Origin of the sequence: Prevotella sp. ne3005, assembly GCF_900110085.1 — a bacterium.
Lineage (GTDB): Bacteria > Bacteroidota > Bacteroidia > Bacteroidales > Bacteroidaceae > Prevotella.
In genome coordinates, this window is sequence record NZ_FOCK01000002.1 from 1 (window position 1) to 12,711 (window position 12,711).

Sequence of the window (12,711 nt, forward strand, 5' to 3'; positions counted from 1 at the left end):
AGATAGAGCCCGGCCGTCCGGAGTTCATGATCGGTGCCCACTGCCTGAACCACAATGCCCACTCGATAGGCATCTGCTACGAGGGCGGGCTCGACATCCGCGGTCAACCCGCCGACACCCGCACACCCGAGCAGAAGGCTGCCCTCCGGGCACTCCTCAAGGATCTGCACCGCCGCTACCCGCAGGCCCTCATCGTAGGCCATCACGACCTAAATCCCCAGAAGGCCTGCCCCTGCATCGAGAACGTCGCCCGTGAGTACGCCGACCTGCAGCCATGAACGATGTTCGAGCCTGCTCACGCTCGACAAAGTGAACAAGCTCACTTTGTGCTCGCTTAATCGCAGCCTTGACAGCCAAGACAGCCTAAGTAAAGAAAATCCCCGAAACCGTTGGTGGTTTCGGGGATTATTGTTTATTGTTTGGGGTGGTATTCGAAGTGCTGGTAGTCTTTCACGGTGCGCCAGGAGCCGCCCCAGATGAAGCCGTGTTTGATGAACAGGCGGTAGCAGAGGTCGCCTTTATTGATCTTGTAGCGGAACTGCTTGCTGCGGTCGGCATAGGGCTTGCCGTTGGCGGGCTCAACGATCCGGCTGCCATCCTTCGCATGGCGGATATAGGGATTGTAGAGCGTGTTGATGTCGATGGCGAGGCCGCGTGCGTGATAGGAGAGCTTCTGCGTGCCCGAGACGACACGATAACAGAAGCAGCTGGTGTTGTTGTCGCTCATCTGACGCTCATCGTCGGCATCATACTCATCAGCCAGGCGGATGCGCTGGATAGGGTAGTGGGCCTTGTACAGCTCACGGAAGATGGAGAGCAGCTTGTCGGCTATCAGACGGTTGCAGACGATTTCTCCCTGATGGGTCTGACGGTCGTAGTCCCAATGGAGCACGCGCAGATAGCGCAGGTCGCTACGGCCGATGTGGGGATTGTCGACATAGCTCTTGCCCTGCATCTTCTGCCAGACGGCATCGGGGATGGGCTCGGCCGTAAAGCCATCAGAAACGTTCTGGCCCTGCACAGAAGTACAAAGCCAGAACAGGATTGCAGTTATTGTTATGCGGCTGTGGTAAGTCTTCATATTCTAACGGACTATTTTCTTTCGGCCCTGGATATAGATGCCATGACGGGACGGCTGGCCATTGAGGCGCACACCGCCGATGGTATAGATGGGGGCGTCGGCATCAGCCTCGGCATCAAGCGCTTGGATCGACGAGCCGCCCTTAAACTCCTGTATGGCGCGCTCCATCTGAGCGATGAAGTCCTTGCTACCATGCAGACGGGCAAAGACGGCGCCTGCCACCAAACGGCCTGCTATGATATCGCTCTGCCAGTGATAGCCCAGGATGACACGGCTTTGACCGAACTCATAGGCACGATGCATCAGGGACGTCAGTTGTGCGGGATTGACCTCCGAGAGAGCCATGGCAATGATCCATCCAAAGAAGGCGTGACCGGAAGGATAAGCGCCAGAATAGCGCAGATCATCCTCATCGGCAGAATAGCCTGTTGGCTCATCATATACTACATAGGGGCGCAGACGGTGGTAGTGTTCCTTACTGGCGTCGATAGCCTCAGAGGCGATGGGGTACATGCTGTCGAGCAGCCTGTACAGCTCTGGCGTATTGCTGGCAGAGATGGACTTTCCGAACTCAGGAGAGAACGTGTTGATGATATTCTGAAGCGACGCGTCGGCATCCCGTACGGCCATATCGCCACGGGAGGTTCCACGGATGGACTTACTGTCATAGTAGGTGGTGACATCATAGTCGTACTGGGCAGAGCCCTCCGTGGGCGGATTCGGGAGGTATTTCGTGGGGTCGGGCAGGTCGTCGGCATAGAGATAGGGCTCATCGGACCGGGTGCCGGCCTTCTTTTTCGCATATTCATCCTGTGCCGACTTCACCAGATGGAGGATGCCCTGATGGGAATGGATGAGCGCCACGATGGCACAGGCGAGTTCGCGGCCCGTCTCGGTATCGCTCTGCCAGCTGTAGCCGGCAATCACGGAACTGGTTCCTATCTCGTACGCACGTTTCAGAATGGCGTCCTGCTTGTCGGGACACGCTTCTGAAAGGAGCATGCCTAAGGTCCAGCCATAGGTGGCCTGGGCAGAAGGATAGGAACTGGTCTCCTGATATTGCTCGTCGCTTTCGGGAATCAGCGATGCTTCCTCATAGTAAACGTATGGCCGCAGGAAGAAATTCGTTGACTGTGAAGTCTCGACGGAGGATTTGGCATACCGAAAGCCATAGTCTAGTAAATCATAAATATTTTGTGTATTTGACTTTGATATCTCGATGCCAATGATGTCGGAGAAGTAGCTTAGATAGGAATCCAGTTCCCATGACAGATCCTTCACGGCCTGAGTGCCGAGTGCCGACTCGCGCACGCTCTTGCCCCAGGCATACTGAGCTGAATCGTTTAAGAACTTGGCCGAATGGGTGTTGTATACCGGCCCCGACAAGAAGTAGGAGGCATTAAGACCATCCTGTGCATGGAGATTCATGCACAGGATGGAAGAGAGTACTAATAATAAACTTTTCTTATTCATTTTTATGTTGTTATGAGAAGGCAACAGTCAGACCGGCCATGACGATGCTGACCATCGACATCAGCTTGATCAGGATGTTGAGCGACGGACCAGAGGTATCCTTGAACGGATCGCCTACGGTATCACCGACGATACAGGCCTTATGGGCAAACGAGCCCTTGCCGCCGAAGTTGCCTTCTTCGATATTCTTCTTGGCATTGTCCCAGGCGCCTCCGGCATTAGCCATGAAGACGGCGAGGGTGAAGCCACCAGCAAGACCACCTACGAGCAGTCCGAGGACGCCAGCCACACCGAGCACGATACCCACGACGATGGGGATGATGATGGCGAGGATGGAGGGAACCACCATCTCGTGCTGGGCAGCACGGGTGGAGATCTCCACGCAACGGCCATAGTCGGGAGTGCCTGTACCTTCAAGGATACCGGCAATCTCACGGAACTGGCGGCGCACCTCCTGTACCATCTTCTCGGCAGCACGGCCCACAGCCTCCATCGTCATTCCGCAGAAGAGGAAGGCAGCCATGGCGCCGATAAAGGCACCAACGATGACACGGGGGTTCATGAGGTTGATCTGGTAGTAGTTCATGAAGTCGGGGATGGTGGCCTCCGAAGCGGCGATGACATCACCTGCCACATTGGTCAGCGTCTGTCCGGCGCGTACCATCGCAATCTTGATCTCCTCGATATAGGAGGCGAGCAGGGCGAGGGCGGTGAGGGCAGCAGAACCGATGGCAAAGCCCTTACCTGTGGCTGCCGTCGTATTGCCCAGGGCGTCGAGGGCATCCGTACGATGGCGCACCTCTTCACCCAGTCCGCACATCTCGGCATTACCACCGGCATTGTCGGCGATAGGTCCGTAGGCGTCGGTGGCCAGGGTGATACCCAGCGTAGAGAGCATACCTACGGCAGCGATACCGATGCCATAGAGGCCGTGGGCCAGACTCTCCGACGACATCGAGAGGTCGAAGCCGTTGGCAAAGAGGTAACTCAGCATAATGGCCACGCCAATGGTGATGACGGGGATGCAGGTAGAGATCATACCCGTACCGATACCCTTGATGATCACGGTGGCAGCACCTGTCTGGCCTGCCTCAGAGATCTTCTGTGTGGGTTTGTAGGAGTGGGAGGTGTAGTATTCGGTGGCCTGTCCGATGATCACACCGGCAGCCAGACCAGAGATGACGGAGAAGGAGAGGCCCAGCCAGTTCTCAATACCCAGGAGGTAGAGGATGGCGAAGGTGGCGATGGCAATAAGCACGGCACTCACGTTCGTGCCAAGGGCGAGCGAACGGAGCAGATCCCTCATCGTAGCGCCCTCCTTGGTGCGTACGAGGAAGATGCCAAACAGCGAGAGGAACACGCCCACAGAGGCAATCAGCATCGGGGCGATGACCGCCTTCAGCTGGATCTCCAGACCTGCCACGCCAAAGGCAGCAGCGCCCAGGGCAGCGGTGGAGAGGATAGAACCGCAGTAGCTCTCGTAGAGGTCGGCGCCCATGCCGGCCACGTCGCCCACGTTGTCACCAACGTTATCGGCAATGGTGGCGGGGTTGCGCGGGTCGTCCTCAGGGATGTCAGCCTCAACCTTACCCACGATGTCGGCACCCACGTCGGCAGCCTTCGTGTAGATACCGCCACCGACACGGGCAAACAGGGCCTGCGTAGAAGCACCCATACCGAAGGTCAGCATGGTGGTGGTGATGGTGATGAGGGCCATCTGGTCGCCAGAATAGAAATAGTTGAGCACCAGGAACCAGATGGCGATGTCAAGCAGTCCCAGGCCGACAACGGTCAGACCCATCACGGCACCAGAGCGGAAAGCGATCTTCAGTCCGGCGTCCATGCTCTGGCGGGCAGCATTGGCAGTACGGGCAGAGGCATAGGTGGCGGTCTTCATGCCGAAGAAGCCGGCCAGTCCGGAGAAGAAACCACCGGTGAGGAATGCGAAGGGCACCCAGGGGTTCTGTACGTTCAGGCCATAGGCCATGAAAGCGAAGAGGGCACAGAGCACCACGAAGACAATACAAACGACCTTGTACTGCTGCTTGAGGTAAGCCATAGCACCTTTGCGCACATAGAGCGCAATTTCTTTCATACGCGGCGTACCTTCATCGGCCTTCATCAGCTGCGTGAAGAAGAAGTACGCCATACCCAGTGCCACGATCGATGCGACGGGCACGAGCCAAAATACTGCAGGAATCATCATACTGGTTTTTTTATTGGTTTATAAATATGGTTATCGTTTTATTCGTCGCTGAAGTCAATCAGCTCACCGGCTTCCTCGTCGGGATCATCACTGCCCAGATCCATCATCGTCGAGTAGTTGTCCTCGGTGATCTCGTCGTCGTTGGGATCCTGAACCTCGTCGTCCTCATCGTCGTGAGAGCTGTAGTTGTCTTCTACTACTACATCCTCATCGTCGTTCTCCAGATCGTCGTCCGACTCACTCTTTGCGAACTGCATGCGCAGCTTCTCCTGTTCGGGCTTCAGCTTGGCGAAGATGGCTTCCACCCAGCCGCCCTTCGGGATCTCGAGCACCTCGAATCCGTCTTCCACCTTCTTTTCATACATGCCGCCTTTCTTGTGCAGACGGTCCTTGGGAAGGGTAGTGGTGGAGATGTCGAAGCCGCTGAGGATGACATCCTGGATCGACTGTGACAGCGAATCCCAGCCACCGCCGAAGTTGCGGTCGATGACCTCCAGCAGCTTGGCAGCCGAGATATGACGGATGTTCTCATAAGTCAGGTCGGTGACACGCACGATGGGGCGCTTCTTGATGGCCCAGGTGAACTTCAGGTTCTCTTCAAACTTCAGCGTGGCCACCTTATAACCCCGTTTCTCATAGCTCTTCTTCACCGGCGCACTCTCGTCCTTGATCTCTTCGAAGAGGAATGCGCTCTTGAAGATATCCACGTAGTGCTGGATGCTCTCCTTCACTTCTGCATCTTTCAGGGCAGCCTCCCACATACGGAAGACATCGTTCTCCTGAATGTCCCAGACACTGCTTTTGGTGATTGACTTGATGGATAATGAGGGGTTACTTTCGGGTTGTTGTTGTTTTGTTCTTGCCATAATTCTACTAATTTTTCTGCAAATGTAACCACTTTATTTTTTATTCGCAAGTTTTTAGCCAATAATTTTTGTAATTTTCGCAAATTAACGTAACTTTGTGCCCGAATTATGTCACAACCATTGGCTGAAAGACTTCGTCCTCGCACACTCAACGATTATATCGGGCAAGAGCATCTGGTAGGCGAGGGAGCCGTCCTGCGTAAGATGATCGATGCAGGACGGATTCCGTCTTTTATCCTGTGGGGACCGCCAGGCGTAGGCAAAACCACGCTTGCCCAAATCATCGCCCACAAGCTCGAGACGCCTTTTTATACGCTCTCTGCCGTGACCAGCGGCGTGAAGGATGTGCGTGAGGTCATCGAGAAGGCCCAGAAGGGGCGTTTCTTCAACGAGGCATCACCTATCTTATTTATTGACGAGATTCACCGTTTCTCCAAGTCGCAGCAGGATTCGCTCCTGGGTGCCGTAGAGAAGGGCATCGTCACACTCATCGGTGCCACTACCGAGAATCCCTCGTTTGAAGTGATACGTCCGCTGCTCTCGCGCTGTCAGCTCTATGTGCTCAAGTCGCTGGAGAAGCAGGACCTCCTGAAACTGCTCGACCGCGCCATCCATGAGGATACCATCCTGAAGGAGAAGAAGATTGAGCTCAAGGAGACCGATGCCCTGTTGAGATACAGCGGAGGCGACGCCCGTAAGCTATTGAATATCTTGGAGTTGGTGGTCGAGGCTGAAGTATCGGATGAAATCACTATCACCGATGAACTGGTGGTGAACCGGCTGCAGCAGAATCCGCTGGCCTACGATAAGGACGGGGAGATGCACTATGATATCATCTCGGCCTTCATCAAGAGCATCCGCGGGTCAGACCCCGACGCTGCGCTCTACTGGCTGGCACGCATGATCGAGGGTGGGGAAGACCCGCAGTTCATCGCCCGCCGTCTCGTGATCAGTGCCGCAGAGGATATCGGACTGGCCAATCCCAACGCCTTGTTGCTGGCCAATGCCGCCTTCGACGCCGTGATGAAGATCGGCTGGCCCGAAGGCCGCATCCCACTGGCAGAGGCAACGGTCTATCTGGCCACCTCGCCGAAGAGCAACAGTGCCTATCTAGGTGTGGACGCTGCCCTTGAACTCGTGAGGCGCACAGGCAACCAGCCGGTGCCGCTGCCCATCCGTAATGCGCCTACAGAACTGATGAAGGAGCTGGGGTATCACGATGGCTATCAGTATCCGCACGACTTCCCCGGCCACTTTACACCCCAGCAGTATCTCCCCGATGCACTGGTGCACGAACGTCTGTGGCACGGACAGCATAATCCCAACGAGGAGAAGATGTATCAGCGGATGGTGAACTATTGGGGGGAGAGGTTTGAAGATTGAAGATTGAAAATTGAAAATTGAAGATTGAAAATTGAAATGTGAAACATCAAAATTGAAGTGGAGCAGGATCTGATTATAAAGATTATTGAGCTGTTGGGTACGTTTGCCTTTGCGATATCCGGTATCCGACATGCAGCCGCCAAGCAGTTCGACTGGTTTGGCGGTTACGTCTGCGGTGTGGCTGTGGCCATCGGCGGCGGTACCATCCGCGACGTGATGCTCGGTACCACACCCTTCTGGATGACGACACCTATTTACTTGATATGTACAGCCGTCGCCCTGCTGACGGTGGCTTTCTTCGGCAAATGGATGGAACCCCTGAAGAATGCGTGGTTCGTGTTTGACACCCTCGGACTGGCCCTCTTCACGATTGCCGGTATCCAGAAGAGCCTCGCCTTCGGTCAGCCGTTCTGGGTGGCCATCATCATGGGCTGTATCACGGGTAGTGCGGGCGGTGTGATCCGCGATGTGCTGTTGAACAACGAGCCCGTCATCTTCCACAAAGAGATCTACGCCATGGCCTGTGTGCTGGGCGGCGTGGCCTACTGGATGCTCGCATACCTCGGTTTCTCTACCGAGCTCAGCGCCATCGTCAGCTTCGCCGTCACCTGCGTCATCCGCTTCCTGGCCGTGCGCTACCACTTGTCGCTCCCTGTACTGAAAGAAAAGAAATAACAACATATAGATATGCCTGAACAGAACAATACCCCACGAAGACAGAGAAAACAGCAGCCTGTCGATAATACCTACGGACATCTTCCCCCACAGGCGCTCGATGTGGAGCGTGCCGTGCTGGGCGCCCTGATGATTGATAAAGACGCCTATGCCGTGGTCTGCGAGACCCTGCGCCCCGAGAGTTTCTACGAGCCCCGCAACCAGATGGTCTATGCCGCCATCCGCGACCTCAGCATGGAGGAGAAGCCCGTCGACGTGCTCACCGTCACCGATCAGCTGTCGAAGACCGGCAAGCTCGACGAGGTGGGCGGACCCGGCTATATCGTGGAACTCAGCTCGCGCGTGGCCTCTTCGGCCAACATCGAGTACCACGCCAACATCATCGCCCAGAAGTCGCTCGGACGACAGCTCATCTCCTTCGCCAGCAATATCGAGACCAAAGCCTTCGACGAAACCATCGACGTCGAGGACCTTATGCAGGAAGCCGAAGGGTCGCTCTTCGAACTTTCGCAGCGTAACATGAAGAAGGACTATACCGCCATCGATCCCGTCATCGCCCAGGCCGTGAAGACCATCCAGAACGCCGCCAAGAACACCGACGGCCTGACGGGTGTCTCCACTGGCTACTACAAGCTCGACGACCTCACCAGCGGCTGGCAGGCCTCCGACCTCGTGATCATCGCCGGACGCCCTGCGATGGGTAAGACCTCGTTTGCCCTTTCGATGGCCAAGAACATTGCCGCCGACTCCCGTGTGCCGATGGCTTTCTTCTCACTTGAAATGTCGAACGTGCAGCTCGTCAACCGTCTTATCTCCAATGTCTGTGAGATTCAGGGTTCCAAGATCCTCAACGGTCAGCTGCAGCGCGACGAGTGGGACCGCCTCGACAAGCGCATCAACAACCTCATCGGCTCTCCGCTCTATATCGACGACACCCCAGGCCTCTCGGTCTTCGAACTGCGTACCAAGGCCCGCCGACTGGTTCGCGAGCACGGCGTGAAGCTCATCATGATCGACTACCTCCAGCTGATGAATGCCAATGGTATGCGCTTCTCCTCGCGCCAGGAAGAGGTCAGCACCATCTCACGCTCACTCAAGGGTCTCGCCAAGGAACTCGACATCCCCATCCTCGCACTGAGTCAGCTCAACCGTGGTGTTGAGAGCCGCGAAGGCCTCGACGGTAAGCGTCCACAGCTCTCCGACCTGCGTGAGTCGGGAGCCATCGAGCAGGATGCCGACATGGTGCTCTTCGTACACCGCCCAGAGTACTATCACATCTATCAGGATGAGAGCGGTCACGACCTCCGAGGCATGGCCCAGATCATCATTGCCAAGCATCGAAAGGGTGCCACAGGCGACGTGCTGCTCACCTTCCGTGGCGAGTTCACCCGCTTTGAGAACCCTGAGGACAAGAACCTCGGCAACCGTGCCCCCATCGGTGGTGAGATCTTAGGCTCGCGCGTCAATACCGACATGAACGACCAGCCCGGTCCCGACGACGGATATAATCCCTTCTCCAATCTTCCGCCCACACCAGAAGGCAACGTTCCATTCTAAATAAAACAATAATCCCCGCTCTGCACTGAGCGGGGATTATTGTTTGTATTACTGGTATTTCTGAATGAGCCCTGCGGCTTGGGGATTGCCGAGCTCCTGGGCTTTCTGGAGGTTGGGAATGCCCTCTTTCTTATTACCCTTGAGGCATTGGGCGAGACCCAGGAAGAGATAACCGTCGCTGTCGTCGGCATTGATGGCAATACTCTCTTTGGCGCTCTCGATGGCTTCGTCGTAATAGCCCACGCGGATGCATAGCGAGGCTTTCTCGGCATAGTAGAGGGTCTCCTGAGGATTCATCTGGATGGCACGATTGATGTCGTTGAGGGCCTGCTGATAGAGGCGGGCCTGGATCTCCGTCTGATGGCGCACATAGTAGAAGTTGTCGTTGATCGTGGCCTGCATCAGCTCCTCGTAGTCGTTCATGTCGTTGACGGCATCGCGGTATTTGCCAGCATTGCTACGTGCTTCGGCGCGGGCCCAGATATAAGGCGCAGCTTCCTTGAGGTATGGGCGCGAGAAGGTGGCCATCGTCGAGTCGAGCAAGGCCAGCATGGCGGTGGTGTCTTTGAGCATCTCCTTACACTTGGCGGCGGCGTAGAAGGTCTCGGCGTTATGCAGCGAGGAATGTGAGAGCTCGTCGTAGATGGCGTAAGCCTCGTCGTATTTCAGCTGGGCAAAGAGGATATTGGCCTTGAGCTGATTGTAGGCAGGCTGGGGATTGGCCACGATGGCTGTCTGTATCTCGGCGAGAGCCTTGTCAAAGCTCCAGTTGGCATAGGGCTTCTGACCCTGGAAGATCTCCTTGTTGTAGATCATGTTGGCGTAGGCGTAGTGAACCTCGTCTTTCTTTTCGGCAAGCTTCAGCGCAGTCTCCATATCTTTCTCGGCTGCGGCGAAGTTGCCTCCGGCAGTAGCTAACTGCGCGCGCTGGATAAAGCCTTCGGAGGCTTGCGGGAACTTCTGGATGAAGTCGTTGACGAGCGTGGCGTAGGAGGCAGAGTCCTGTTGGCTGCTGGCGAGGAAGAGGGCCAGGATGGCCTCCTTGATATCGGCGGGCAGCTCTTTTTTGATGGAGGTGAGCATCAGCGTGGCCTCGTTCATGCCAAAGCCCGAGATCTTCAGTGAGTCGGCAAAGCGGGCACTGACGGCATAGCTGAGCGTATCTTTGTCGGAGGCGGGCTGCTGCATCATGCCGATGACCTCACCAGCATCGTTGATCAGCGGACAGCTGACGGTATTCTGTGGCATCGTCATCGCAACGGTATAGTAGGCATAGTCGTTCTGGAAGGTCTCTGCCTTGCGCACGGCACCGCTCTTGACGTTCTTCTGCTCGTGGTAGGGTAGGAGCCAGGCGGTGGAACCCGTGGGGGCTACCGAGGCACTGACGACGAGGGGCACGGTCTTGCCCGAGACACGGAACTTGACGACATCGTACATATCGTTGGCACCGATAATACTGACAACAGGCATCTCCTTACCCTGAGCGTCGATGATGACAGCACGGACGGCTCCCTTGAAGGGAGAGAAGTTGCTGACGGCCTCACCGTCGCTACCTGTAAAGAAACCGTTACTGCTGGCCAGCAGCGAACCGTCGGCAGCAAAGGTCTTCAAGGTAAATACTGACTTTGTGGCTTTCTTCACCCAGCCTGGCTGGGCACATAAAGGTAAAAAGGTTAAAAGGCATAAAGGTAAAACACCTAATACCCTCCTCATTACCATATTATTAATAATCGTTTTCATCATTATTATATACTTTTTTACTTTCTGACTATCTTACTTTTTTACCTTTTTACTTTTTTACCTTTTTACCTTTAAAAGTTGTTTTGCGTTCTGGATGGCGGCATCACTGATGTCGCTGCCACTGAGCATCTGAGCAATCTCCGTGATGCGCTCGTCGGCTGAGAGCTGACGCATGCGGCTGGTGGTGCCCTGGGCGGTATCTTCTTTCTCCACCTTATAGTGGACAGCGCCAAGGGCTGCAATCTGGGGCAGATGGGTGATGCTGATTACCTGACGGTCGTTGCGCCCCATCTCCTGCATGATCTGAGCCATCTGTTCGGCTATCTTGCCGCTGACACCCGTATCAATCTCGTCGAAGATGATGGTGGGCAACTTGACAGCGCCGCTGATCATCGCCTTCAGTGAGAGCATCACACGGGCAATCTCACCACCCGAGGCCACCTGAGAGACAGGCTGGAGTGGGGTAGAGGTGTTGGCGCTGAAGAGGAAAGCAATCTTGTCCTGACCGTTATGGCCCAGTTCGATGGTAGTCATCTCGATGCTGAAGCGGACATTGGGCATGCCTAAGGGCACGAGGCGCGTCTGGAGCTCTTTCTCCACTTGACGGGCAGCTTTCGTGCGAAGTTTCGTGAGCGTGTCAGCCTGTTTTTGGGCGTCGGTCTTCAACTGTTGGCAGCGGGTTTCCAACTCAGCCAGGGCCTCGTCGCTGTTCTCTATGTTGGAGAGCTGGCGCTGCAGCTCATCGCGCTTCTCAATGAGTTCTGAGACGGTCTCCACATGGTATTTCTTCTCGAGGTCGTAGAGACGGTCTAGACGATTGTTCACTGCGTCGAGTTCGGCAGGGTCGAAGTCCACACGCTCCAGTTGGCTGCTGATATCCTGAGCCAGGTCCTTGAGTTCGATATAGGTGCTGTCGATGCGCTGTATGAACTCTTCGGCTGCAGGCAGCACACGTTCGATACCGCGGAGGGCAGAGAGCGAATTGCGCAGGGATTCCACGACGCCGGTACCCTCGGCAGAGAGAGCGTTGTCGGCGGTGTAGAGGGCACTCTTGATGTCCTCGGCATGGGCCATCGTGTCGCTCTGCTGTTCGAGTTCTTCTTGTTCGCCTTCGTGTAGGTTGGCATGGGTGAGCTCGTCACATTGGAACTGCAGGAAGTCGAGGTTCTGGCGGTTTCGCTCGATGTCATCGCGAAGGGTTTCGAGCTCCTTCATGGCAGTATGATAGGCATTGAAGGCCTGCTGATACTGGGCCAACTGACGGGCATCGTCGGCAATGATATCAACCACGCTCATCTGGAAGTCCTGCTTGTTGAGCAACAGGTTCTGATGCTGGGAGTGGACATCGACAAGTCGTTCACCAAGTTCCTTGAGCATCGAGAGCTGCACGGGCGTGTCGTTGATGAAGGCACGGCTCTTACCGGCGGCTGTCAGCTCGCGGCGGATGATGGTCTCGTCGGCATCATACTCGATGTCGTTCTCGACAAAGAAGTCCTGCATATCGTAGCGCGAGAGGTCGAACTGCGCCTCGATGACGCATTTATCGGCTCCCTGCTTGATGGCTTTCGAGTCGGCGCGCTGCCCCAGCAGCAGACCGATGGCACCGAGGATGATACTCTTGCCGGCACCAGTCTCGCCTGTTATCACCGAGAAACCCTTGAAGAGGTCGATGTCGAGCTCATCGATAAGGGTAAAGTTCTTGATATATAAATGCTTAAGCATATATTATT

General features: G+C 55.7%; 10 protein-coding genes. 4 read left to right on the forward strand and 6 right to left on the reverse strand.

Annotated elements, in window-relative coordinates; translation table 11 throughout:
* The coding region (locus BMY16_RS02865) for an N-acetylmuramoyl-L-alanine amidase (protein ID WP_170835981.1) at positions 1–278 on the forward strand (278 nt) is incomplete at its 5' end.
* 134 nt (positions 279–412) lie between these two features.
* Here BMY16_RS02865 and BMY16_RS02870 read toward each other — a convergent pair.
* The 4 genes from BMY16_RS02870 to BMY16_RS02885 are packed head-to-tail and all read right to left on the reverse strand — an operon-like array spanning position 413 to position 5,626.
* Positions 413–1,081, reverse strand: a complete 669-nt coding sequence (locus BMY16_RS02870; protein WP_091839891.1) for a M15 family metallopeptidase — start codon at positions 1,079–1,081, stop codon at positions 413–415.
* A 3-nt stretch (positions 1,082–1,084) separates the two neighbouring features.
* The gene (locus BMY16_RS02875) at positions 1,085–2,554 is read right to left on the reverse strand and encodes a phosphatase PAP2 family protein (protein ID WP_091839893.1); all 1,470 of its coding nucleotides are present in this window, start codon (positions 2,552–2,554) and stop codon (positions 1,085–1,087) included.
* A 10-nt stretch (positions 2,555–2,564) separates the two neighbouring features.
* Entirely contained in the window at positions 2,565–4,760 is a 2,196-nt protein-coding gene (locus BMY16_RS02880; protein WP_091839894.1) for a sodium-translocating pyrophosphatase, read from the reverse strand.
* 38 nt (positions 4,761–4,798) lie between these two features.
* The gene (locus BMY16_RS02885; protein WP_091839896.1) at positions 4,799–5,626 is read right to left on the reverse strand and encodes a hypothetical protein; all 828 of its coding nucleotides are present in this window, start codon (positions 5,624–5,626) and stop codon (positions 4,799–4,801) included.
* A gap of 108 nt (positions 5,627–5,734) precedes the next feature.
* On the opposite strand from BMY16_RS02885, the gene BMY16_RS02890 reads away from it, so the two are divergent.
* Genes BMY16_RS02890 through dnaB form a run of 3 tightly spaced genes read left to right on the forward strand, consistent with a single transcriptional unit; the run spans position 5,735 to position 9,241 of the window.
* On the forward strand, positions 5,735–7,009 hold the full coding sequence (locus BMY16_RS02890) for a replication-associated recombination protein A (RefSeq protein WP_091839904.1): 1,275 nt from the start codon (positions 5,735–5,737) through the stop codon (positions 7,007–7,009).
* Between the two features lie 57 nt (positions 7,010–7,066).
* Positions 7,067–7,684, forward strand: a complete 618-nt coding sequence (locus BMY16_RS02895) for a trimeric intracellular cation channel family protein (RefSeq protein ID WP_091839907.1) — start codon at positions 7,067–7,069, stop codon at positions 7,682–7,684.
* A gap of 12 nt (positions 7,685–7,696) precedes the next feature.
* Entirely contained in the window at positions 7,697–9,241 is a 1,545-nt protein-coding gene (dnaB, locus tag BMY16_RS02900; protein WP_091839910.1) for a replicative DNA helicase, read from the forward strand.
* Positions 9,242–9,289: 48 nt separating this feature from the next.
* Here the strand turns inward: dnaB and BMY16_RS02905 are convergent, their stop codons facing one another.
* Together BMY16_RS02905 and recN are read right to left on the reverse strand one after the other, a co-directional pair.
* Positions 9,290–10,882 carry a tetratricopeptide repeat protein gene (locus BMY16_RS02905; protein WP_091839913.1) on the reverse strand — a complete coding sequence of 531 codons (1,593 nt, stop codon included), beginning with the start codon at positions 10,880–10,882 and terminating at the stop codon, positions 9,290–9,292.
* Positions 10,883–11,038: 156 nt separating this feature from the next.
* Positions 11,039–12,703 carry a DNA repair protein RecN gene (recN, locus tag BMY16_RS02910; protein WP_091839916.1) on the reverse strand — a complete coding sequence of 555 codons (1,665 nt, stop codon included), beginning with the start codon at positions 12,701–12,703 and terminating at the stop codon, positions 11,039–11,041.
* Between the last annotated feature and the right edge of the window lie 8 nt (positions 12,704–12,711).